The organism is Priestia sp. AB (genome assembly GCF_028369225.1).
Classification (GTDB): Bacteria; Bacillota; Bacilli; order Bacillales; family Bacillaceae_H; genus Priestia; species Priestia megaterium.
Map to the genome: position 1 here is coordinate 109,824 of NZ_JAQMYN010000004.1, position 23,312 is coordinate 133,135.

Here is a 23,312-nt window from a genome sequence, read left to right on the forward strand (position 1 = left end):
AGGAGGGAAAGAAGAAGTGTAGCTTTATTTATTCACGGTCTTCTTTTTCTATACTTTCTACTTCGTTAGCTGAGTTGATTTCAAGGTATACCGTCTTTTCTTTTAAACTGCCTTTTTCTTCTTTTTCAAAGTCAGTGCTTTTTTGATACGTTTTTTTGCCGCTTGGAACTTTTACCGTTATATGTTTGTTACTTTCTTCTATAAAAATACCCACAATTTTACGTTCGTCTCCATCTTGTTCATACACGCCATCTTTATCTGCTTTTGCTTTTGGAGTTAATTCCATACTAGTTGCTTCTTGTTTAGCTGCGTCAATTTCAGCTTCTACTTCTTTATTAAGCATATCTTTTAGCTGTGAGCCTTCCACTTCCATCCCAGAGCTTTTTGGTACTTTAACAAGTTGACCATCAATATTCAGCGTCATTTCTTTTTCAGCGTCTTTTTTTAACGTACCGATCAAGTCAAAATCTTCTTCTTTCCCCTTTTTAATGTCTGGGTCATTGGAATACTGCTGTAGCTTTGTCAATTCTTGACGGTCTTCAATTGGTTTTTCCTCTGCTTTATGGTTGTCAGATTTTGTCTTGTTAGCTGGTTCACCTGAACAAGCTACCGCACTTCCAATCATACATAGAGTGACTAAGGACAGGATTCCTTTTGTTAGCTGTTTTTGCATATGTATTCTCCTTTTTCTTTTTTATTTCCACCTTTATACATATGTAAAACAAAAAAGTGAAATATAACTACATTACTCCAATCAACAGCTAGAAGCATCTACATACAGGAAACCTACGTTCAACCTACCAATGAAAAAATCCGAACGGGTTAAATTCTCTATCAAGAATCAAACCCGTTCGGATTTTCTTTTAACTAAAACACTTTTGTCCTAGCCTCTTTTTTAAAGCTACTGTTGCTTCAGTATATGATTTGCTTCTTCTAAGTAAGTCACGTACGCCTGTACTTGTTTATCACCATAATTATCTAGTTCAAACAGCGCTTCTTGTATAAACTTAAAATTATCAATAATATGCTGTGTTTTCATGCCTCGGCTCGTAAGTAAATTGTTTAACCATAAGGCATAGTCCGTAAAAATTTGCAGGTTGTCTAACTTATATGTTGTCTCAAGATACTTCATATGATAATGATTATCTTCATGGCATCTTTCTTTGCCGCGCTCTCCGAATTTTTCGAGCAAAGAAGGTTCTAACTCGTAGATTTTCTCCGTTACTCTTTCGACGATCTTATTAACGGGAAGTGAACTCATCGTGCCACCACTTTGTATTGAGAAACTTTTGGGATGACAGCTGCCAGTTCTTGATCAGGGTACTTTTTCTCTAAATCATGAATACGCTTGAAATCTTCGCTTCGTACCCAGCTTAAATAATTCTCTTTCGTATCAAATGTAAGCTGAACGGTGAGCTCCCCTGCTCGCTTATCGTTTTGAAGAAGTAGAAAATCTACAAATCCTGGAGCCTCGTCGACTGATTTTGAACGATTTTTATAAATTCCAATCACTTCTTCAGCTTTTTCATCCGGTACATTAAATGTTGAAAATACGGTGTACATCTTTGTTCCTCCCTTTATGATACAAAACCTGGGTTCTTTTCTCTTTATTGTACATCATATGGGAGATGAAATGGTGTTACGTTTAGATTTCACAGCGGTTACAGCAGGTCTTTAAAACAAAAAGCCCTTTGAAACAGCGTTTCAAAGGGCTTTTTTACCGTTATTAGTTTTCGATTTTTGTTAATTGTTCTGTATGTGTTTTTACACGTGCTGGATCAATTGTAATGCGGGCAACGCCTGAATCCATTGCCGCTTTTGCTACAGACTCTGCTACAGCTGGCGCTACGCGAGGATCAAATGGTCCAGGGATCACGTAATCTGCGTTTAGCTCTTCTTCTGTAATAAGGGCTGCAATTGCTTCAACAGCAGCTTTTTTCATTTCTTCGTTGATATGAGTAGCGCGAACGTCTAACGCACCGCGGAAGATTCCAGGGAATGCAAGAACGTTGTTTACTTGGTTAGGGAAGTCTGAACGACCTGTTCCAATAACAGCCGCTCCTGCTTCTTTTGCAGCGTCCGGCTTGATTTCTGGATTAGGATTTGCCATCGCAAAGATAATTGCATCTCCATTCATTGATTTAACCATCTCTTGAGATAATGCATCTGCTGCAGATACGCCGATAAATACATCTGCGCCTTTAATTACATCGCTTAGCGTACCGCTTTCTTTGTTTACATTTGTATAAGAAGCCACTTCCGCTTTTACTTTGTTCATACCTTGAGGGCGTCCTTCATAAATAGCACCTCTTGTATCACACATAATCATGTCACGTACGCCGTAAGAATAAAGAAGTTTTGTAATGGCAATGCCGGCAGCTCCTGCTCCGTTTAAGACGATTTTTAAGTCTTCCATTGATTTGTTTACAATTTTTAATGCATTTACAAGTCCTGCTACTGTTACGATTGCTGTACCGTGCTGATCATCATGGAACACAGGAATATCTACTTCTTTTTTCAGGCGCTCTTCGATTTCAAAACACTGTGGAGCTGCGATATCTTCTAAGTTAATGCCTCCGAATGTATGAGCCATTAATTTCACAGTTTCAACAATTTTATCTGTATCTGTTGTATCAAGGGCAATTGGGAATGCGTCTACGCCTGCAAAGCTTTTAAATAAAATTGCTTTTCCTTCCATAACGGGAAGTGAAGCCGCAGGTCCGATGTTTCCAAGACCAAGAACAGCAGTACCATTTGTCACAACCCCGACCATGTTTCCTTTCATTGTGTAATCATACACCGTTTCTGGATGTTCATGAATTTCTTTACAAGGTTCTGCTACTCCCGGAGAGTAAGCTAAGCTTAAATCTTGAGCGTTTTGAACTTCAACTTTTGATTTAACTTCTAACTTACCTTGTTTTTCTTGATGCATATGTAGTGCTTGATCACGTAGTGACATAATTGTATTCTCTCCTTTTTTTCTATACATTTAAATTTTTTAATGAATTTATTTAACACTTGCTTTTTATCTCCATAATTGTAAGACAACCTGACCGAATAAATTCACAGACAAGTGCCATTATGAAACAAGAAACATAAAAAGTAAACTATCTTGCTTAAACGACTGCTGCGCTTTGTTAATATAAAGTCTAGAGGCGGCGGGACTCTTGTTTGTCTCACTTCAAGTTGTCTGATATACAGACAACTTAGAAAGCATACAAGCGCTCACTATAGCGCTTTCAAATACGTTTCAGCAAAATCGACGGCTTTAGGCATTGAAAAGAAGTATGCACGTGCTGAACCGATTTTTTCAGCTTTTATTCTTTTTGCTTCAATAAACGCTTCACCTATCTCTTCAAACAGCTCTTCTCGAAACTCTAATTCTTTATACGTCTTCCATACTCGCTTTCCTGAATCCATAACTGGAGACCCTTTTTGAATTACGTTTCGATATGGAATCCGATATTCTGCTAGATGAAAAGAAGTATTATTTCCAAACCCGACACCTAATAATAAAACAAAGGCATGTTTTTTGTAAAGCCTTTCAAGAGGAGAATTTTCGCCTAAACTAAATTCAAGAGGATGATCTCTTAAGATGTCTTCGCTGCCCTTTCCCCAAGCGGCGAATGAATACATTGGATGGCTGCTTCTTCTTACGCCAGGATATGTTCGAAAAGTTTCCACGATTTGTCCCATCCCGCTTGTTGGTGTATGAGCTGGATCATATGCAGGCATCGTTTCCCGAATAGTTTCCCACCACTCTTTTGGCACAGCCGGATTGCCCCATTCTGATGGATCCGAAAGATCGACCGACTGTGACGGCATCACGATCGTTCCTTCCTCTGTCACTGTCTCCATTAAAGCTTGAACAACGGCTACTGAACCTCCGTTTACCCACCCTAATGAAGACAGCGAAGAATGAACCATGATAGTCATCCCTTTTGTTATGCCTAACCTGCGTAAATCTTCTTTTAATGTATTTTTCGTTCTAGGATGATCTGTTGCTTGGACAATGTGCTTCATCGTAAGCTCCTTACTTATGGTGCTGCTAGAATTTGTTGCTGAACTCTAGCAATATATGTAAAACTTATGTTTCCATAATAGTAAGAATAACACCAATTGTCAAATTATTTAAAGTAATAGAAAAACTTAGTTTTATTCATATCAGTTATCATACAACTGACTTGTTGGTAAGCTTCATTTCCTTCAATTATCTTACTATAATAACCGCTACTGAAGCTTTTCAATAAATTAAAAAGAAGAATATTCCTATAAATAAAAGAAATACTAATGAAGCTATACATATTTACCTATCACTATTATCAGGAGGAATGTGTACAATGAGCACATCAAAACTTCCGCCGCTCACGTCCTCAGAGCTTGCTAACTTATGGATGACTTATCAGGAAAAAACGATGATTTTGAGGTTTTTAGAATATTTTCTGGAAGATAAACAGGATTACAAAGAACTTTTTGAGCTATATTACAGCCGATCTTTAAAAAGTGTAGCGCAAATTAAAGAAATATTTGAGAATGAAGGCGCTGTTATCCCAATTGGTTTTACGAAAGATGACGTAAATGTAGGAGTTCCTAAGCTATACGATCATATGTTCGAAGTCATGTATATACGCTTAATGGCTCAAATTGAAACAGGACTGTTTGCTTTGCATTCGACCATGTCTTACCGAGAAGATATCCGGAATTTCTTCGTAGAGGCAACAGCAGAAGCACAGGACATATACAATCAATCCACACAAGTATTGTTAGAAACGGGTGTCATCGCAAAACCCCCATACGTTTCTATGCCTAAGGAAGTCCATTTTGTCCATGCGCAAAATTATATAGGCGGATTGAGCTGGTTTAGCGAAAAAAGATCGTTGAATACCATTGAAGTGTCACTTATTCAACATGCTGTTGATACAAATCTTGTAGGAATGCAGCTGATGATTGGTTTTGCTCAAGTGGCCAACAATAAAGAGGCACAGCAGCATTTTGTCAGGGGTATGAAGCTTTCGAAGAAAATTGAAACAGAACTAGGTGATATTTTACGCCATAGCTACATAGAACCTCCGGCTACTCATGCCGGAAAAGCGACAAATTCAACCGTTCCTCCTTTTTCAGATAAGCTGATGATGTACAATACGAGTCTTTTGAGTACGTTCGGTCTGGGGAGTAACGCTTTAGGAGGAGCCTTTAGTTTAAGAAGTGATTTGCCATTAAAGATGCTCCAGCTTGCAAAAGACATTTACAGTTTGGCAAAAGAAGGCGGTAAAATCATGATTCAAAACGGATGGCTTGAAGAGCCTCCTCAAATTGAAGATCGCAATCAGTTAACTAAAAAATAGGTTCTTTCCTGTAGGAAAGCTAGCTGCTCTACGTGCAGCTAGCTCTATTTGTTTTTTTAGTATACTGTTTTTAGGGCTAGTACGTAACAACTGTTTGCGTTATTTAGAAGTTGTTCCCATCTTTTTCTTAGTCATTTAGCCCGTATTTCTACTTAATTTATAACAGAAAAATAAAATAAAAGGTATTTTCCCTGAGCTGACGAAATCTTTCTATATAAAATAGAAAGGAGAAAAGTATGTTTCCTATTCTTCTTACACCTCGCACTACACTTCGTGAAATAACAGAAGTCGATGCAGATAGTATTTTTGACTGTTTCTCTCAGAAAGAAGTTATTAGATATTACGGGCAAGAAAAATTCACAACTATTCAAGAAGCTCTGGTTCTAATTGATATTTTTGCTGAAAATTACAGAAATCAAAAAGGCGTGCGCTGGGGAATTGAACGGCTTGATACGGGGGAATTGATCGGGACAGTTGGATTTAATCAGTGGAACCAAAAGCATAAGCGCGCGGAAATTGGCTATGAGCTGCACCCTCAGCACTGGGGTCACGGCTATGCTTCAGAAGCTGCTTCGGCTGTTATGGCTTATGGCTTTGATACTCTTCAGCTAGTGCGGATTGGAGCTGTTGTGTTTCTTGAAAACAAAGCATCACAGCATGTGCTTGAAAAGCTCGGGTTTCAAAAAGAAGGCGTGTTAAAAAACTATATGTATCAAAACGGAAAAGCTCACGATACGTTTGTTTATAGTTCCCTGCCTGCTACATAATAAAAAAAGGATTCTTTTCTTAAAAAGAATCCTTTTTCATTTTATTTAAATGCCGCATACCCATCATCAGCCATGATGACGCTGCCGTTTACAGCTCCCGCTTCTTCTAAGGAAAGCAAATAAACCATATCTGCAATTTGTTTTGGTGTAGTGAGCTCTCTGCTCATCGTTTTCGCTTTCATTCCTTCAATCATACCGTTGTCTTTATAGCCTTGAATAATGGGCGTATCAACAAATCCTGGCGCAACGGCGACGACGCGAATACCGTATTTAGCGAGATCTAGCGCAGCTGATTTCGTCATCATCACAACAGCTCCTTTCGTTGCGTGATAGGCATAGGTACCGGGTGAGGCTAAGAAGCTAAAAATAGATGCCGTATTGATAATGACGCCTTTAATACCTAACTCTCTCATTTTCCTGCCCGCTGCCATAATCCCATATGTAACGCCGTGCTGATTCACATTAATAATACGGTGATATTCTTCTAAGTCTTGATCTAAAATAGATGTAGGGTGTCCAATACCTGCATTGTTAAACATCACATCAATTCGCCCAAAGCGGTTCACGGTTTCTTCAATCAGTGCTTCCACTTCTTCAAACTTTGTGACGTCCGTTTGCACAAATAAAGCGCTCCCTCCAGCTTCTTCAATTTTTTGAAGGGCCTCTTTTCCTTTCCCTTTATCATAATCAGCAATGACCACCGCGTCTCCTTTTTGCGCAAACTTTAAGGCAGTTTCTTTGCCAATTCCGCTTGCTCCCCCTGTAATAACCGCTACTCGTTTTTGCTGCATGTTTCTCCCTCCTTGATAAAAGTTCCTTTCTTTTACATTATAGCATTCTTTTTTATACCATCCGTTTCTATTAGTCACCTCATTGCTATGAAATTAGCCGAGTTAGGCATAGTTGAACGCCTTTTTAAATAAAAATCAGCGTGTGTACAAGCATTCTGTCATTTTTTGCATTTACTATAGTGTAAGGAGGTGATGGCTATGCATGAACACACAGGAAATGTATCTATCCCACGTCCTCCGGATGTGGTGACAATTCTGTGGGAGCGAAATCCTTTGGATAGACAAGCTCCTCGTACTGTCGTAGAAGCAACAGTAATCGGCAGCGCAAAGCCTTGCGGACGCTTGTTAGCTCAAGGTCAGCGCTACCGAAGTGCAGCACATTGTTTACTTGATAACGGCTTTGAACAAATTACTGCTGAAAGATTAGGAGTATTTGGAGTAGCTGTATTTGTTAGAGAATATTAAAATAGAAAAAAGGGACCTTTCTGTAAGTTTAGAAAGGTCCCTTCATACGTATTATGCGTGGAAATTCGTGCCGTCTGTTACAGCTTCGATTACACCAGCGCGGATGACAAAGTCACCAAAGTGCTCGCCTTCTTCTCTCTCTTTTGCATAGCGAGGAAGCAAGACGCGCAGCTCGTTTAAAATTTCTTCTTCACTGATATTTTCACGGTACATTTTACTTAAGCGGCTGCCATCAAATGCTGCTCCAAGATACATATTGTATTTACCCGGCGCTTTACCGATAAAAGCAATTTCACCTAAAGCAGGACGTGCACAGCCGTTAGGACAGCCCGTCATACGAATAGTAATTTCTTTATCGCGAAGGCCGTTTTCATCTACAATTGCTTCAATTTTCTCAAGAAGAACTGGTAAATAACGCTCAGCTTCTGCCATCGCAAGCCCGCAAGTTGGAAGCGATACACAAGCTAATGAGCTGCGACGAAGAGCCGAATAATGCTTGCCGTCAGTTAATCCATATTGTTCGATGAGGTCACTAATTTGTTTTTTCTTTTCAGTTGATACGTTCGCGATAATTAAATTTTGATTGGCCGTTAAACGGAAATCACCGCTATGAATTTTTGCAATTTCACGAAGACCCGTCATAAGCTTATAGTCTTCAAAGTCAGCAATACGTCCACCTTGAACAAAAAGAGTAAAGTGCCATTTTCCTTTTACACCTTTTTCCCAGCCATAGCGGTCTCCGTTATGATCAAAGTGATAAGATTTTGCTTCGTCTAAGCTCCAGCCCAGACGATTTTCAAGCTCTTCTTTTACCGTTTCTAATCCAAGACGATCAACCGTGTATTTAAAACGCGCGTTTTTACGTACAGAGCGGTTTCCATAATCACGTTGAATCGTAATGATTTTTTCAGCTACTTCTAGAATTTGATCAGGTCGACAGAACCCAATCACTTTTGCAAGCTGAGGGTAAGTTGCTTTATCTCCGTGCGTCATACCCATACCGCCGCCGATTGCTACGTTAAACCCAACAAGTTTCTCGTCTTCTAAAATGGCAATAAAGCCAAGGTCTTGTGAATACACGTCAATATCATTAGACGGTGGAACAGCTACGCCAATTTTGAACTTTCTTGGCAAATAGAGCGGACCATACATTGGTTCCACTTCTTCTTCCACTTCCGGTGTGCTGATCACTTTCTCTTCATCTAGCCAAAGTTCGTGGTACGCTCTTGTACGAGGCAATAAGTAATCACTTAATTTTTTTGACCATTCGAATACTTCAGCGTGTACTTCTGACTGATAGGGATTCGGATTGCACATTACGTTACGGTTTACATCTCCGCAAGCTGCAATTGTATCTAATAACGAAGCATGAATTTCTTGAATCGTTTTCTTCATGTTCCACTTTAAAATTCCGTGCATTTGGAATGCCTGACGAGTTGTCAGCTTTAACGTTCCATTTCCGTATTTTTGTGCTAAATCATCCATCACTAGCCACTGTTCTGGTGTTGAAACTCCGCCTGGCGTACGGACGCGAAGCATGAATTGGTAAGCTGGCTCTAGCTTTTGTTTTTGGCGTTCGTTACGAAGATCTCGGTCATCTTGCAAGTAGCTTCCGTGGAACTTCATCAAACGATTATCGTCTTCAGAAATACCTGAGCTAATGCGGTCTAGCATTGTTTCTCCTAATGTACCGCGCAAATAATTACTTTCATCTTTTATGCGCTCAACGTCACTTGGAGGACCTTCGGGCGCTTTTAAAATTTTGTTTACCATGTTGAAAATCTCCTTTCAATCCTCAGTATACATCACGCTGATAACGTTTTTGTTTCTTCATTTCAGCAAGGTAACCTTCCGCCTGTTCACGGCTCATCTTGCCTTCTGTTTCGATAATTTCAACTAGCGTGTTGTGCACGTCGCGTGCCATATTTGTTTTATCTCCGCACACATAAAAAGATGCGCCTTCTTCTAACCATTGGAATAATTCTTTACTATGTTCGAGCATACGGTTTTGTACGTATACTTTTTCTTCTGTATCGCGTGAAAACGCCACGTCCATTTTTGTCAGTACGCCATCTTTTAACCATTTTTGCCATTCTGTTTGGTAAAGGAAGTCTGTTACGAAGTGCTGATCTCCAAAGAACATCCATGACTTTCCTTTTGCCCGTGTTTCTTCACGCTCTTGCATAAATGAGCGGAACGGAGCCACACCTGTACCAGGTCCTACCATAATAATTGGCGTTTCTTGATCTTGAGGAAGCTTAAAGTTTTTATTGCTTTGAAGGTATACAGGAATCGTATCGCCTGGCTGCAAACGTTCTGAACAAAGGACTGAACAAACACCTTTACGCTCGCGTCCATGCGCTTCGTAGCGTACCGCTCCGATTGTTAGATGAACTTCATCAGGGTTTGCTGATAAGCTGCTTGCAATCGAGTAAAGGCGCGCTGGCATTTTGCGTAAAATGGCTACAAACTCTTGTGCCGATACGTTCCATGGACCGAAGTCACGAACTAAGTCAATTACATCACGGCCTTGTGTGTATGCTTTTAATTCCTCGCGATTTTCTACAAGCGCTTTTAACTTATCGTTTCCAGTAAGCTCAGCTGCTTGCTTTAAAAGCGGCTTTGTTAAAACGGTAATTTCAAAATTAGAGATTAGCGCTTCTCTAAGAGGACGCGTTTCTCCTTCTTTATTAACCGTTACACTTTCACTTGCATCCCACTTGAATTCGTTAAGAAGAAGATCAACAAGCTCCGGGTCATTTTCAGGATAAATACCTAAACTGTCTCCTGGTTCATACGTCAAACCTGAACCTTCTAGAGATAGTTCTAAGTGTCGCGTTTCTTTATTTGATCCGCGGCCGTTTAAGTTTAAGTTCTCAAGCACTTCTGCTTTAAAAGGGTTTGTTCTTGAATATGGTGAAGTTCCTGCAGGAGCTTCCGCTGGAACAGCTGCCGAAGCGCTGTGTCCTTTCGCTTCGCTTAATCCGTCAATAACACCTTTAAGCCATTTATTTGCAGGCTCTTCAAAATCTAAATCACAGTCAACGCGCGGATACAGTCTTTCACCGCCAAGTTCTGCTAAGCGCACATCAAATTCTTTTCCTGTTTGACAGAAAAATTCGTATGAGCTGTCTCCAAGCGATAAAACAGAGAAACGGAAGTTCTCAAGTTTTGGCGCTCGACGGCCGTGAAGAAATTCATGGAAAGATAGCGCATTATCAGGCGGCTCTCCTTCTCCATGTGTACTTACGACAATTAATAAATTTTCAAGTTTCTTTAAATTATTTGGTTTGAAATCATTCATAGAAGATACAGTTACATTAAAGCCTTTTGCTTCAAGCGTTTTGCCTGTATTTTCAGCAAGTCCTTGAGCATTTCCTGTTTGTGATCCATAAAGAATCGTTACGTCTTTTGAAACTGTCTGTTTCGTTTGAGCAGGCGCTGCTGTAGAAACGTCTGGCGTTCCTTCGGCAGACGTAGATTGAGCTGCTGTTAAATAACCGCTCAACCACATTTTTTGTGCTTCTGTTAATGTCGGCAGAAGGCGATTAAGCAAATCTGCTTGTTCTTGATTAAAAGGGCTGTTTACTACCTTAAGTTGCAACACTGTCCACCTCACAAAAATATATAATTTAAATATGTATGCTTTTACGAATCATCTTCAACAACATGTAATACCTGTGTCTAATTAATCAATGATGTTTCCCTTCATACATTATTATTCCTATAGATTATATCAAATTTAATTATATAAATCATTAGAAAATTCTTATCAAATTCGTCTACCTGCATTTTATCGGAGAAGAATAAATTAGTAAAATACATATAATTGATAACTAGTATTAAGATCATTAATAATTGAAGTTATGTTTACGTTTTTTATAAACGCAGTTACTTCTATATTTGCTCATTCTACATCCTTCACATGAATATGAATATTTTGTAATTTTTAGAGAAGTTTTGTAGAAACGGTTTTCTTTCTCATCAGAATGTTACATAATAAATGTAACATTAATCCTTTTAAAAAACACTATATGGAAAAGACAGTATATTCTGAAATTTAGGACAGTTTATAGGTGAGCTAGCAACCTTTTATTCCATCTATTCATACACGTTGAAGAATATAAAGGGAAGCTTGCAGTACATACAATTCCCTTTTGCTCATCTCAAATGAAAGGACTGGCTTTTAAATCAGGTAATCTTTTTTAAGGAGGCTTCTTGAATGTTTTTACGAGAATTAACGAAAAGTGGGACGATAACTGTTTCTTACTATAAAAATGGGACGTTGCAAACGTGCAAAGGCCGCGTGCACAACTTAAATCTCCATCAGCAAATTCTATCCGTAAAAGACGAAAATGAAGCCGTTGTTTCCCTTTTGCTTTCTGATATTAAATCCATTCATTAGTATGTAAAATTAAGGAGGAATTACCATGTGGAAAGATGATAAGCAAACGCTTACAGATTTTGTGTCGGAAGATCGATTTGAACTGAACTTATATTTAACGTATTTGCTTGATCAAATTTCGTATGACACGTCTAAACAATCTCCTTTTCTTCGTAAGCCTAATGAAACAACCAGTTAATATAGAAAAAAGCGCACAAATTTGTGCGCTTTTTTTAATGTGATGGCTCTACTTCAACAATGCCTTCTTCTGGTTTTTCTTCCGCTTTTTTATTTGAAAGCTTGATCTGCCTTAAGAACAATGTGCATACCGCTCCTAAAATAATAAAAGCTAAGCCCATGAAAAAGACGCTGTGCAATGCGCTCATTAGCGAGGTCTTCAAAATTGGCACAATGCTGTCTGAAAGCGCAGCTGGAATACTCTTTAGCGCCTCAGGGCTAAACAGCATCTGCAACACACTTTCAGGATTCGTATCAATCGCTTTTTTAAACCCGTCTGCAAAAGCACTTGCTTGAGCAGGCAATGTGTTTAAATATGGAACGAGTTTGTCACTAAGAAGCGTACCTGATTTTGCATTCATTACTGCTCCTAAGATCGTAATACCGAACGTTCCTCCAATTGAACGGAAAAATTGACTTGATGATGTAACCACACCGAGCTCTTCTTTTGAAAAGCTCTCTTGAAGAGCAAGTGTTAAAATTGGCATTACAAGACCCATTCCTAAACCGATTATGGCCATATAAGAAGTAGCAACAAGCTTGCTAGTGTGCAGGTCTAATGTTGTTAACAAGAAGAACCCTCCTGCCATAATGAGCATACCCGTAACAATTTGAGGCTTGATTCCAACTTTATAAACAAGCTGCCCTCCAATAATACTTGTTACAATCATTGAAATCATCATCGGTGTCATAATGGTACCGGATTCCGAGGCGCTGACTCCAACGATTCCTTGCATAAAGAACGGAACAAACGTAATGGCTCCGAACATGCCGATGCTCATAAAAAAGCCAATGATATTTAAAAGCGTAAACGTTCGGTTCTTAAATAAATACATCGGAAGAATCGGCTCTTTCGCTTTCGTTTCCACAATGATAAAGCTTATGACCCCAACAACAGCAAGTGTAAATAGACTAATAATTTGCCATGAGTTCCAGTCGTAGTCTTTTCCTCCAAAGCTCAGGGCAAGAAGCAAGCTCACTACTCCGATAACCATTGTCAACATACCGGCTACATCAAATTTAACAGGTCCCGTATGTTTCTTTCCTTGAAGTCCCAGTGCAATAAAAACGGTAGCGAGTATCCCTACCGGCAAGTTGATGTAAAACACCCATTTCCAGTTCAGTGAATCAACAATCCATCCGCCAATTTGTGGACCGATGACAGAAGCAAGACCGTAAATTCCTCCGAATACTCCTTGAAACTTAGCTCGTGCTTTTCCTGTAAATAAATCACCGATTACAATCATTGCCATCGGCATCATAACGCCGCCGCCAATTCCTTGTAATGCACGGAATAAAATAAGCTCTGTCATGTTATTTGCCATTCCACATAGAGCAGAAGCGACCATAAAAATAATAAGTCCTGTAACATAAATTACTCTGCGTCCTACTAAATCAGCGAGTTTCCCTGCAATCGGAACAACCGTTGTCGACGTTAATAAATAGGCTGTTGTCAGCCATGTCATCATGCTCAATCCACCAAGATCTCCTACAATTCTTGGCATAGCTGTTCCGACAATGGTTCCATCAAGTGCAGAAAAGAACATCGCAATAATTAACCCAATTAATAAGAGCGTGCGCTTTGAATTTTTTTGATTTTCCATCGTGTGTCTCTCCTCTTTTTTGTTACTGCTGCTTATCTTTATAAGAAGCAGCTGACGTTGCAAGCTTTTTCGTAATAGAAGCCATCATAGAAAGCTCTTCTTCTGTTAAATGCAAAAGGTAGCGGTCCATAATGGCTTTTCGACCATTCAGCACATCTTCAAGCTTGCGATGCCCAAATTCCGTTAAGGTAATATCAACGACTCGTCTGTCCTCTTTATTATGTTCTCTTACAACAAAATTGTGTTGTTCGAGACGATCCACTAAAAGAGTCACGGCGCTCGGTTTGACATCCATTAGCTCTGCAATTTGAGAAACCTTACTGCTCCCTACTTTCTTTAAATAAGAAAGAACAAATAATTGCGTAGGAGTCATCTCATGCTCATTTAGACTCTCCATTATTTCGGGCTGCATTTTTTCAAATAGCACTTGAAGCGATGAACGAATCTCTCCAAGATACTGATTGCTTTTTGTCACATCTATTCCTCCAGGCTTGCTTATTTATTTCATGTTATAAATAGTTAATGCTAATTAAATATAAATGCATATAAACTAAAAGTCAATTATTTCTTTTTTAGTATTGACCCTTACGCTGCGTTATATTTTATAGTAGATTTCAGAAGGGAGATGAAAGAATGAACAGAAAAGTAAAAGAGGTTGCTGACTTAGTAGGAATCAGCGTCCGCACGCTGCATCACTATGACGAAATCGGGCTATTAAAACCTGATGTCGTTAGTGAATCCGGCTATCGGCTTTATTCACCGGCTAATCTCGATATGCTTCAGCAAATATTATTTTTTAAAGAACTTGGCTTCCCTTTAAAACAAATTCACGAGATTATAACAGAACCGACGTTTAATCGCATAGAAGCGTTGATACTGCAAAAAAACATGCTGATTGAAAAACGCAGTCGGCTCGATCAAATGATTGTAACCATTAATAAAACGATTCAATATGAAGAAGGAGCGATTGAAATGAACGAAAAAGAGCGGTTTAACGGACTGGATTTTTCGCATAACCCATACGAAGAAGAAGCACGGAAGCGCTGGGGAAACCAGCGGGTAGATGAAGCGAATGAAAAAATACAAAGCTTCTCACAAGAAGAACAGCAGCACATGTCAAACGAATGGGAAATTATCTACACTCACTTAGCTTCGCTTCGTGATCTGTCACCATCCTCTACAGAAGCTCAAAAAGCTATTGCGACATGGTATCAATTTTTAAATGAGAACTTTGGAACGTATTCATTAGAAGCCTTTAAAGGTCTTGGAGAAATGTATGTGCAAGATGAGCGATTTACAACTAACATCAATCGCTACGGAAAAGGATTAGCGAAATTCATGAGCGAGGCGATGAGTGCATTTGCTGATGCTAACAAACAATAAACAAAAGAGATTTAGGTATAACTAAATCATTCTAATCTAAAGATAAATAGATTGGATACATGGGCTGAACTGCTTGTTACAGAGCAAGCATAAAAAAATCCGAACGACGTTGATTCTCCATCAAGAATCTCGATTCATCGTTCGGATCTTCCTTTAACGAAACTACTTTTGTTCCAGCCTCTTTTTATAAATGAAGCCCCATAAGCATTGTATTATAGTACACGCCATTTATATAGGTGTCTTTTTCTTTTAATCCTTCTATTTGAAACCCTAGCTGCTTGTATAAAGAAATAGCTCTTTGATTATCTTCTCGCGTCACAAGTTCGATTTTTTTTGTTTGTTTATTCATACGTGCCCATTCAATCAGCTCAATCATTAGCTGTCTTCCTAACCCTAGCCCGCTATAAGATTTCTCTACCACGATACCAAGGGTACCCACATGCTTATTACGCGGGTTTTGGGAAGAGGTGATGGATGCAATACTAATGATTTCTTCTTCTTTTTCAGCCACGACTATAAGAGAATTTTGCTCTTGTTTTACAGAAGCTAAAAACACTTCATATTCTGAAACAGGTCTAAGAAACTCCCCTTTTCCAAATGAAAGAAAATCACTTTCTCCTCCCACTCGATTGTAAAAAGCAATCATTTTCTCTGCATCTTTTGATTCTGCTTCTCGAATGGTGACGCCTATACCATTCTTTAATGTACGTAAACTCATATACCTATCTTCCTTTTAGTTATTCTTGTTTGCCTATATGGGTTTTAGCGCTGTTTTTCTCTCCACTGACCTAACCACATGCGATTTCCTAAAGCCGTAAAATCATTTTCATCGGCGTAGCGTTCAATGACGGAAAGCGCGTTGTCCTCAAGCATTGGTGAATAGCTCATAATTTCTAAAATATGATGTGCAGCCCATAGGTCAATCCGATAAGTAGGATTCGTCAGCAGCGTTGAAAATTCAAACAGCATGCCTGGATAGTATAAATGAATGAGCTGCGCAATTTTTTTCATATCTTCTGCAGCTCGGTTTCCTTTTTTTACAGATTTTTTATCTCGATAATCGATTTCATAATGAATTTTTGCGCTTTTTTGATAAAGATCAACTAGCGTTTCGTACGTACGATGTTTCTGCATTTCTCATCTTCCTTTGCTTCTAGATTTCCTCATTTGAAGATGCTATAGTTCATTTTTAGGTTTCATATATTCAAATAAATGCAGCAAAAATATAATACTTCCGCCAATACACATCACAAAACTTAACGTAGCAGGATACTGAATAAAGAAACCGACAACACCAAAAATCAGCATAGCAAGCGCTCCTATCATCATAAACAGATGATAAGCCGGTGTATTTTCTTCATTATTCATACATAACTCCTTTTCACTATTTTTTAAGTTATTAAAAAGATATGATACTTCTTTTGGACTATGATCTTTTATTTTGCTGCCGCTTTATTTCTTTATCTTAGCACGAAGTAACGTGAGAAGGCCTCCTCCAAACATGACGCCACCCACAATTTGATACAGGTGTATGTAGCTTTTTACCGTTTCAACATACAGATCTGTGTCTACATTCCCTTTACTTTCTAGCCATCTTTGGCCCATTGCCTGACCCGTTGCAACGCTTTTTAACAAAACAACCAGGCCTCCGAGCATGACAACGGCTGCGATCATAAGCTGTACCTTTTCTTTGTCATCTAGCATTTTTTTGAATTCGTCTGCCATCTATCTCTCTCCCATCCTTATCTTGTTATGTATCTACTTGTTTGTAATCATGCTGTTTTTTCTCTATTATAACGCTTAACTTGGTCATTATAACACGGTTTTGCACTGCCTTTAGTCTTACTTTTCATAAATGAAGCCATCTTGGGTGATACTATTTTTGAAACACAGGCGTCTTTAACATCCCTTTATTATTTTTGAAGGGTTACTAATTGAGGTTGATACATGCTTATATTTTTAGGGATTTTTTTACTTTGTGCAGCGGTTTGTTTAGTAGAAATACCTTATTTAAAAAAGTGAAAAGTAAAAGAGAAAAGCGGATTTTTTGGAGTTTGTTCACAGTAAGTATGTTGATTGTTAGTTTAAAATACGGCGGTGTGGAAATCCCCAACCCCGGGGACGGCATTGCTTTTTTATTAAAGCCTTTTAGTGATTTTTTGTTCAGTCTGTTGAAGTAAAAGGAAGTGAACAACGTGCATAGTCAGATGAAATTATCCGCAGCACAGTTTCGAATACTCGTCATTTTTTATAGTTTAGGCGACACTATTTTAGTCGTGCCTGGAAGCTTAACGGCTGATTCTAAACAAGAGGCATGGATTCCAGCTATTTTAGGTGTAGGTGTAGGCGTTTTACTTGTATGGATGTATATCAAACTCTCTAGCCTTTACCCGAATAAAACCCTGATAGAACTCAACGAAGCCATTTTAGGCAAGTGGCTAGGAAAGTTTGTCTCTCTTTTATTTGTCGCTTCTACTCTTCTTTTTTGCAGTCAAGTTTTGTTTTACGTGGGCTCGTTTCTAACAACTCGCATTATTATTCAAACGCCTATGCTTGCTGTTCATATTTTATTTATGGGAATTGTGACTGTCGGCGTTTGGCTTGGCATTGAAACGATTGCCCGCTGTGCTGAAATTCTCTTCCCTTGGTTTGTTATTCCGTTTTTAATCTTAGTTTTTTCGATCTTTCCTCAAATTCATTATGAGAATTTACAGCCGTTGTTAGAGGTAGGCGTTAAACCTATTATCAGATCTATTCTGGTCTTTACAAGTATTACGTCTCTCACTTTTATTGTATTGCTGACCGTTTTCCCTGCTCACGTAGCGGAACCTGATCAGCGAAATCGCGCTTTTTTTACAGGAAGCTTAATCGGTGGAGGCATTATGATTATTATTTTATTGCTTGGCATTCTTGTACTTGGAAATACGTATACACGTATCGCTTTATATCCAAGCTATGAACTTGCAAGGCGTATCGAAGTGGCCGATTTTCTGAAAAACATTGAAGTAATCATGGCCATTATGTGGTTTTTATCTCTTTATTTCAAAACGTCTCTCTACTATTATGCGACCGTTTCCGGACTCGCTCAAATTCTTGAATTAAAAAACTACCGAATTTTAACTCTTCCGCTGGGCGTGATTGCCGTTACATTTTCACTTATCGTGTATCCAAGCATTCCATATGAACAAACGTGGGACAGAGATACGTGGATTCCGTACAGTCTGTTATTTGGACTATTTACCCTCTTGGATTATTAATTGTTGGGAAAATTCGTGTAAAGCATTCCGCGTCTTTATCCAAATAAAAAAGCCGCTTAAGCGGCTTTTAAAAGAATACAGTTATACTCACTAATCCATTCCACAGCATATGTAAAATCATAGATGGGAAAATAGATTTTGTTCGATAATAAATAATGGCAAAAACAAGTCCCATTACAGTAGCTGTAATTGGGAAACCAATATGTAAAAGACCGAATACAAGAGCAGAAACGAAAATGCCTACAAGCACATGATGACGTTTAGTTAAAAAGCCACATAAAACACCCCGGTAAAGCAGCTCTTCCTTAATAGGCGTAATGACTGCTACACTTATAAAAAATATCCAGCTCGAAAGCAGGGTTTGATTAAAACTGCCTTGATTTAAATCCTTTTGCTGCTGATCTGCGCTTTCTAAACTTAAAAATGAGAGCATCACGTACTGCACCGCGGCTACAATTAAAAAGCCTACTGCAATATATACATACGTTTTTCTTTCTTTTAATACTGAGAAGTTCCACATAGGCTTTAAAAATCTGCGCACAGGCCTGTACAGCACGGCAACGCCTAGAAAAAACGCCGCGTCTACCAGCAGAGCATATGGTCCTTCTAATAAAATTCCCGTCATATTTGAACCCGTAACTTCATCGTAAATAGCTACTCCAATTCCAGCTATAATCTGCAGTCCAAAGCCCAACACGATAAATAGAATCAGCGTGAAGTAAGTAAACTCTTTTTTCTTTTTAGGCTTTAAAACTGGTTCTGAATTTGTTGATAACGTACTCAAAATAGTAACCTCCAAAAATGATTCTTTCTCTCTAGTGCTCTCAAAATTCTACCATAACTTCCGCTTAATGATGTTATTTTTTAGGAAAAAAGTTATATTTTTTCACATTTTATACACAAAGGCAGGGCTTCAAGAGATAAATGCGCTAACCAAATTAGTTGTCAACTTCCTTATATTTGATTACGCTTGAAGAAATCTTACCGAAAGTGAAGTGAAAAAATGGCAAACATATTAATGATCAACTTTCCCGCTGAAGGTCACGTAAACCCAACGCTTGGAATGGTAAAAGCTTTTTCAGACCGAGGTGATACCGTTCATTACATTACGGCCGAGCGTTTTAAAGAGCGTCTTGAAAATGCCGGGGCTATCGTACACACTCAACCAGACTTATTAAGCGGTGTATCCATCAAGCCTGAAACTCCTCAAGGAATCAACGCTTTTTTAAATATCCACATCCAAACGTCTTTAGATACGCTGAAGCTTGTTCATACGTTATCAAAAAAAATTGACTTTGACTTTGTGTTTTACGACAAGTTTGGAGCGGGCGAATTAGTGCGTGATTATTTGCGGATTCCCGGGATAGTATCATCCGCTTCTTTTTTAATGCCAAAAGAACACTTAGCAATGATGCCTCTGCATCCGGATTCAGGCGTTCCATTTAAACCTGACGAAAAAGCTCAGTACGGGCTCAGCTTGCTAAAAAATCAGTTTGGGGTAGAACCTAAAAATCTGCTTCAATTTATGAACAATGAAGGCGAATTAACGGTCGTATATACAAGCCGCTTTTTTCAGCCGCTTCATGAACATTTTGATGACTCGTGTTTATTTATTGGGCCAAGCTTTCCAAAGCGTCACGGCTCTCATGATTTTCCGCTAGAAAAGCTGAAAGACGAAAAAGTTCTTTATATTTCAATGGGAACGGTGCTTCATGATGTAGAAGGCTTTTTCAACCTTTGCATCGACGCATTTAGCGACTTTGAAGGCAAAGTTGTGATTGCAGCAGGAGACCGAGCTGATTTTAAAAAGATAAAAAAAGCACCAGAGCATTTTCTTATTTCACCCTATGTTCCCCAGCTTGACGTGTTAAAAGAAGCTGATGTTTTTATTACGCACGGAGGTATGAACAGCGTAAATGAAAGTATTCATTTTAACGTACCGTTAGTCGTTTTACCTCATGGGAAAGATCAGCCTCTCGTCGCTCAAAGGCTCGTGGAACTAAACGCCGGGTATCGCTTAGCAAAAGAAACGGTAAATGCTTCTCTTTTAAGGAATGCAGTTGACGAAGTCATACATGACGACCGCTACAAGAAAGGGATAAAAGAAATCAACGTAAGTTTCGAACAGGCAGCTGGCCCCGCCGCTGCAGCCGAAAAAATAGTAAATCACGTAGTGAAGCAATATTCATAAAGAAAAGGTGCACATTTGTGCACCTTTTTTCATTAAACCAGCTATGTACAAACTGTATATACGCCAATGATTAGCAAAATGACGGCTAAAAAACTTATGAATACAAATCCATATGACTGAAATAATCGAAAATATGATTTAAATCTGTAATCTTTATGCTATGAGTGCTGTAAGCAACGATTATTTCAGCCAGCATAAGAACGAATAAAATGGCCAATAGCACCTTAACAAGCGGAAATTGTCGGAACTGAGGAGAAAAAAGCAGCTTACTGACTGTATACAAAAACAGCAGGATAAAGTAGATCATCATGGCATTTGTCGCCTGAAGGGGCACATTCCAGACAAATATGTACACGCTGAATGTCAAAATTAAAATAAACGACATTTCTTTCCCGCTAAAAAAATCACTCATTGCGTAACACCTTTTCTTGTTCATGAATGAATAAGAAATTATAAACTCACGAAACATTAACATTATTTTTACAACAGTATACACGATTTTCCTATTAATTTCTATATACCGGTGTATATATGGAGCGGCTTTTAGCGGATTGGCGTCATGTTTTTGAGTGCAATGGGTTATAGTAACAAGGAAAGCTCATAAAGGAGGTTTAGATAATATGGAAAACACAAATGAATTTGTTCAAAAGCTGAACGATAATCAAGAAAAGCAGCGTAAAAATAAGCAGGGGCAAGCTACTGGGCATCCTGAGAAAAAACTTCCTAACAAACAGCATTAATGTTGTAAAAGTTGGCTGTAAAGACAGCCGGCTTTTTTTTTTTGAACTTTTTTCGGAAGTCGAAATGTTTGAAGATAAAACAAATCCCCTGTTACAATAAACTGAACCCGCTGCAAAACGTTCGCAGCTATACTTTCCTCTTAAGGAGCTGAATATAAAATGAGTAAATTTGAAAAACTGTTCCAACCAACAAACATTGAAGCATTTGATTTACACACTCGTACAGCAATGGCACCGATGACAAGATGCTTTGCTGATCCAGAGACAGGCGTAGTCGGTCAAGACGTTGTAGACTATTACCGCCGCCGCGCAAAGGATGGTATTGGCTTAATTATTAGTGAAGGAATTGTTATCAGCGAACGCGCAAAAGGAAATCCTGGCGTTCCGGGTATCTATACCCAAGAACAAATTGATTCATGGAAGCTTGTAACAGAAGCTGTTCATGAAGAAGGCGGCACGATTATCGCTCAAATTTGGCACGTTGGCCGCTTGAGTCATTCCGGGTTAATCAATGGGCATAAGCCTCAGGCCCCTTCCGCTATTGCAGCACAAGGCCAAGTGCCTCGTTTCCGCAAGCCCTATGAAGAGCCTGAAGAAATGTCGAAAGAAGATATTAAAGAAGTTGTAGGACAGTATGCCCAAGCCGCTAAAAATGCCATTGAAGCAGGATTTGACGGCGTTGAAATTCACGGTGCTCACGGCTATTTGATTGATCAGTTTAATTCAGACTGGTCTAATAAACGCACTGATGAATACGGAGGCGGCCTTGCACAGCGATTAACGTTTATGAAAGAAGTGATTTCCGCTGTTATCGACGCCATTGGAAAAGAGCGCGTTGTGATTCGCTTCTCTCCTCATAAGCTTGATAAACCAGACTACCGCTGGGATGATACTGAAAAAGCTATTCAAACGTATACAGAAGCATTTAAAGAAACAGGAATTGAGATCATCCATCCGTCTATGCTGGATTTTTATGAAGATGTTCAAAACGGTCAAAATCTTTATGAAATTACGCGTAAGTACTGGGATGGACCGATTATCGGTGTAGGTGACTTGACGCCTGAATCAGCTGAAAAAGCGCTTCAAGCCGGCTGGATCGACGTAGCTGCTATTGGCCGCCCGCTGATTTCAAATCCTGATTATTTACAGCGCATTAAAAACGGTGAGTCTCTTGTCGAATACGATGCTAAAAAACATTTACCAGAGCTTATCTAAAAAAAGCGCTCCTTCCGGAGCGCTTTTTTTACTGGTTTACGTATGCCTGAACCTCTTGTTTCCAAATAGCATAGCCTTGGCCTTTTAAATGAAGACCATCAACCGTGAAATTACTTTTTAACTGATTATGTGTAGATACTTTTGAATACAGATCAATGTAAGAATCGTTGTGTTTCTTAGCTAGACGCTCTAAATAGTTATTTAATGCGATAACATCTTTATTGTCCACTGCGTCGCCGCATTTTTTATTGTTCACGGGCAGTACACTTTGAACGTAGACTTTTGTATTCGGTGATTCTTTATGAATACGTTCAAGAATTTCAGTATAATTGGCTTTGGTTTTTTTTACAGATTTTTGCTCGTTTAAATCGTTAATGCCAATCATTAAGAAAATCTTTTTTGGCTTAGCATCTGTAATACTTTTTAGACGATGCAATACCCCTTCTGTTGTATCATCAGCTACGCCTCGATTGACAATCTGCTTATTATGAAAAAGTTCGCTCCATTCAGAGCGCTGGGTAATGCTATCACCGAGAAATACGATTGACTCTTTAGGAATACTTAATTGCTTAAACAAAGTGGTCCGTTCAATGTAATAAGGATTATCCCTATAGCTTTGCTTAGACGAATCCTTAGATGACAGCGGATTTTTCATTGCGCTGCTGCTTGTGGCATAAAAAGCAAAAACACCTAGGAAAAGGACATTTAAAATAATGGAACTGATAAATACAACTTTCTTTGTTGAACTCACGAAAACGACACTCCTGTACTTTGTATGTTTTTTAGATAACTCTACGATGATATAGTAAAGCTTCCTGTTAACACTCTTTCCCTCCATACAAGACATTTAATCATTTTTTGTAAATAATGATTTTATATAAAAAAGAAGCGGCGCTCGAAAGCGCCGCTTCTTTTTCTATAATATAAGGGGTT

The 23,312-nt window shown here is 38.8% G+C and carries 26 protein-coding genes and 1 pseudogene; 10 read left to right on the plus strand and 17 right to left on the minus strand.

Annotation, left to right across the window (positions count from 1 at the left end; all coding sequences use genetic code 11):
• Nucleotides 1–28: 28 nt before the first annotated feature.
• The 5 genes from POF52_RS13540 to POF52_RS13560 form a co-directional block, all read right to left on the minus strand.
• On the minus strand, nucleotides 29–673 hold the full coding sequence (locus POF52_RS13540; protein ID WP_271993164.1) for a hypothetical protein: 645 nt from the start codon (nucleotides 671–673) through the stop codon (nucleotides 29–31).
• A 228-nt stretch (nucleotides 674–901) separates the two neighbouring features.
• Entirely contained in the window at nucleotides 902–1,261 is a 360-nt protein-coding gene (locus POF52_RS13545; protein ID WP_271993165.1) for a hypothetical protein, read from the minus strand.
• Entirely contained in the window at nucleotides 1,258–1,563 is a 306-nt protein-coding gene (locus tag POF52_RS13550; protein WP_013057785.1) for an antibiotic biosynthesis monooxygenase family protein, read from the minus strand. Before POF52_RS13550 ends, POF52_RS13545 begins: the two co-directional genes overlap by 4 nt.
• 163 nt (nucleotides 1,564–1,726) lie before the next feature.
• Nucleotides 1,727–2,959, minus strand: a complete 1,233-nt coding sequence (locus POF52_RS13555) for an NAD(P)-dependent malic enzyme (RefSeq protein ID WP_013083861.1) — start codon at nucleotides 2,957–2,959, stop codon at nucleotides 1,727–1,729.
• A 269-nt stretch (nucleotides 2,960–3,228) separates the two neighbouring features.
• Nucleotides 3,229–4,023 (minus strand): aminoglycoside N(3)-acetyltransferase, encoded by a 795-nt coding sequence (locus POF52_RS13560; protein ID WP_271993166.1) that lies wholly within the window; start codon nucleotides 4,021–4,023, stop codon nucleotides 3,229–3,231.
• Nucleotides 4,024–4,340: 317 nt separating this feature from the next.
• On the opposite strand from POF52_RS13560, the gene POF52_RS13565 reads away from it, so the two are divergent.
• Complete coding sequence (locus POF52_RS13565; protein ID WP_095379296.1) at nucleotides 4,341–5,345, plus strand: DUF3231 family protein; 1,005 nt, start codon at nucleotides 4,341–4,343, stop codon at nucleotides 5,343–5,345.
• A 236-nt stretch (nucleotides 5,346–5,581) separates the two neighbouring features.
• Complete coding sequence (locus tag POF52_RS13570) at nucleotides 5,582–6,112, plus strand: GNAT family N-acetyltransferase (protein WP_016764769.1); 531 nt, start codon at nucleotides 5,582–5,584, stop codon at nucleotides 6,110–6,112.
• A gap of 41 nt (nucleotides 6,113–6,153) precedes the next feature.
• Here POF52_RS13570 and POF52_RS13575 read toward each other — a convergent pair whose 3' ends face one another.
• The gene (locus POF52_RS13575) at nucleotides 6,154–6,903 is read right to left on the minus strand and encodes an SDR family NAD(P)-dependent oxidoreductase (RefSeq protein ID WP_074894982.1); all 750 of its coding nucleotides are present in this window, start codon (nucleotides 6,901–6,903) and stop codon (nucleotides 6,154–6,156) included.
• A 198-nt stretch (nucleotides 6,904–7,101) separates the two neighbouring features.
• On the opposite strand from POF52_RS13575, the gene POF52_RS13580 reads away from it, so the two are divergent.
• Complete coding sequence (locus POF52_RS13580) at nucleotides 7,102–7,368, plus strand: hypothetical protein (RefSeq protein ID WP_013083866.1); 267 nt, start codon at nucleotides 7,102–7,104, stop codon at nucleotides 7,366–7,368.
• 51 nt (nucleotides 7,369–7,419) lie between these two features.
• Here POF52_RS13580 and cysI read toward each other — a convergent pair whose 3' ends face one another.
• Together cysI and POF52_RS13590 are read right to left on the minus strand one after the other, a co-directional pair.
• On the minus strand, nucleotides 7,420–9,141 hold the full coding sequence (cysI, locus tag POF52_RS13585; RefSeq protein WP_013083867.1) for an assimilatory sulfite reductase (NADPH) hemoprotein subunit: 1,722 nt from the start codon (nucleotides 9,139–9,141) through the stop codon (nucleotides 7,420–7,422).
• A 22-nt stretch (nucleotides 9,142–9,163) separates the two neighbouring features.
• Nucleotides 9,164–10,972: an assimilatory sulfite reductase (NADPH) flavoprotein subunit gene (locus tag POF52_RS13590; protein ID WP_116071232.1), complete on the minus strand. Its 1,809-nt coding sequence runs from the start codon at nucleotides 10,970–10,972 to the stop codon at nucleotides 9,164–9,166.
• Between the two features lie 618 nt (nucleotides 10,973–11,590).
• Here POF52_RS13590 and POF52_RS13595 point away from each other — a divergent pair.
• Together POF52_RS13595 and POF52_RS13600 are read left to right on the plus strand one after the other, a co-directional pair.
• Nucleotides 11,591–11,773 carry a YolD-like family protein gene (locus tag POF52_RS13595; protein ID WP_028409205.1) on the plus strand — a complete coding sequence of 61 codons (183 nt, stop codon included), beginning with the start codon at nucleotides 11,591–11,593 and terminating at the stop codon, nucleotides 11,771–11,773.
• Between the two features lie 25 nt (nucleotides 11,774–11,798).
• Nucleotides 11,799–11,951, plus strand: coding sequence for a hypothetical protein (locus tag POF52_RS13600; RefSeq protein ID WP_271993167.1), 153 nt, complete (start codon nucleotides 11,799–11,801; stop codon nucleotides 11,949–11,951).
• A gap of 34 nt (nucleotides 11,952–11,985) precedes the next feature.
• Here the strand turns inward: POF52_RS13600 and POF52_RS13605 are convergent, their stop codons facing one another.
• The gene (locus tag POF52_RS13605; RefSeq protein ID WP_271993168.1) at nucleotides 11,986–13,593 is read right to left on the minus strand and encodes an MDR family MFS transporter; all 1,608 of its coding nucleotides are present in this window, start codon (nucleotides 13,591–13,593) and stop codon (nucleotides 11,986–11,988) included.
• A 22-nt stretch (nucleotides 13,594–13,615) separates the two neighbouring features.
• Nucleotides 13,616–14,068, minus strand: coding sequence for a MarR family winged helix-turn-helix transcriptional regulator (locus tag POF52_RS13610; protein ID WP_013083871.1), 453 nt, complete (start codon nucleotides 14,066–14,068; stop codon nucleotides 13,616–13,618).
• A 158-nt stretch (nucleotides 14,069–14,226) separates the two neighbouring features.
• Between POF52_RS13610 and POF52_RS13615 the strand changes: the two genes are divergently transcribed.
• Nucleotides 14,227–14,976 (plus strand): MerR family transcriptional regulator, encoded by a 750-nt coding sequence (locus POF52_RS13615; protein WP_271993169.1) that lies wholly within the window; start codon nucleotides 14,227–14,229, stop codon nucleotides 14,974–14,976.
• A gap of 184 nt (nucleotides 14,977–15,160) precedes the next feature.
• Here the strand turns inward: POF52_RS13615 and POF52_RS13620 are convergent, their stop codons facing one another.
• The 4 genes from POF52_RS13620 to POF52_RS13635 form a co-directional block, all read right to left on the minus strand.
• Nucleotides 15,161–15,694, minus strand: a complete 534-nt coding sequence (locus POF52_RS13620) for a GNAT family N-acetyltransferase (RefSeq protein ID WP_013083873.1) — start codon at nucleotides 15,692–15,694, stop codon at nucleotides 15,161–15,163.
• Nucleotides 15,695–15,738: 44 nt separating this feature from the next.
• Entirely contained in the window at nucleotides 15,739–16,110 is a 372-nt protein-coding gene (locus POF52_RS13625; RefSeq protein ID WP_013083874.1) for a hypothetical protein, read from the minus strand.
• A 42-nt stretch (nucleotides 16,111–16,152) separates the two neighbouring features.
• Nucleotides 16,153–16,344: a hypothetical protein gene (locus tag POF52_RS13630; protein WP_014459359.1), complete on the minus strand. Its 192-nt coding sequence runs from the start codon at nucleotides 16,342–16,344 to the stop codon at nucleotides 16,153–16,155.
• A gap of 84 nt (nucleotides 16,345–16,428) precedes the next feature.
• Complete coding sequence (locus tag POF52_RS13635) at nucleotides 16,429–16,701, minus strand: hypothetical protein (RefSeq protein WP_013083876.1); 273 nt, start codon at nucleotides 16,699–16,701, stop codon at nucleotides 16,429–16,431.
• A gap of 470 nt (nucleotides 16,702–17,171) precedes the next feature.
• On the opposite strand from POF52_RS13635, the gene POF52_RS13640 reads away from it, so the two are divergent.
• Complete coding sequence (locus tag POF52_RS13640) at nucleotides 17,172–18,233, plus strand: GerAB/ArcD/ProY family transporter (protein WP_271993170.1); 1,062 nt, start codon at nucleotides 17,172–17,174, stop codon at nucleotides 18,231–18,233.
• Between the two features lie 67 nt (nucleotides 18,234–18,300).
• Here POF52_RS13640 and POF52_RS13645 read toward each other — a convergent pair whose 3' ends face one another.
• Nucleotides 18,301–19,017 (minus strand): CPBP family intramembrane glutamic endopeptidase, encoded by a 717-nt coding sequence (locus POF52_RS13645; RefSeq protein ID WP_176584197.1) that lies wholly within the window; start codon nucleotides 19,015–19,017, stop codon nucleotides 18,301–18,303.
• A gap of 219 nt (nucleotides 19,018–19,236) precedes the next feature.
• On the opposite strand from POF52_RS13645, the gene POF52_RS13650 reads away from it, so the two are divergent.
• The gene (locus tag POF52_RS13650; protein WP_176584198.1) at nucleotides 19,237–20,424 is read left to right on the plus strand and encodes a macrolide family glycosyltransferase; all 1,188 of its coding nucleotides are present in this window, start codon (nucleotides 19,237–19,239) and stop codon (nucleotides 20,422–20,424) included.
• Between the two features lie 94 nt (nucleotides 20,425–20,518).
• Here POF52_RS13650 and POF52_RS13655 read toward each other — a convergent pair whose 3' ends face one another.
• Nucleotides 20,519–20,836: a hypothetical protein gene (locus tag POF52_RS13655; protein WP_013057808.1), complete on the minus strand. Its 318-nt coding sequence runs from the start codon at nucleotides 20,834–20,836 to the stop codon at nucleotides 20,519–20,521.
• 208 nt (nucleotides 20,837–21,044) lie between these two features.
• Between POF52_RS13655 and POF52_RS13660 the strand changes: the two genes are divergently transcribed.
• Together POF52_RS13660 and POF52_RS13665 are read left to right on the plus strand one after the other, a co-directional pair.
• Nucleotides 21,045–21,164, plus strand: a complete 120-nt coding sequence (locus tag POF52_RS13660) for a DUF4023 domain-containing protein (protein ID WP_013057809.1) — start codon at nucleotides 21,045–21,047, stop codon at nucleotides 21,162–21,164.
• Between the two features lie 174 nt (nucleotides 21,165–21,338).
• Nucleotides 21,339–22,379 (plus strand): annotated as a pseudogene (locus POF52_RS13665) (alkene reductase); the annotation flags it as partial.
• Between the two features lie 28 nt (nucleotides 22,380–22,407).
• Here POF52_RS13665 and POF52_RS13670 read toward each other — a convergent pair.
• Nucleotides 22,408–23,130 (minus strand): GDSL-type esterase/lipase family protein, encoded by a 723-nt coding sequence (locus POF52_RS13670; RefSeq protein ID WP_034650680.1) that lies wholly within the window; start codon nucleotides 23,128–23,130, stop codon nucleotides 22,408–22,410.
• Between the last annotated feature and the right edge of the window lie 182 nt (nucleotides 23,131–23,312).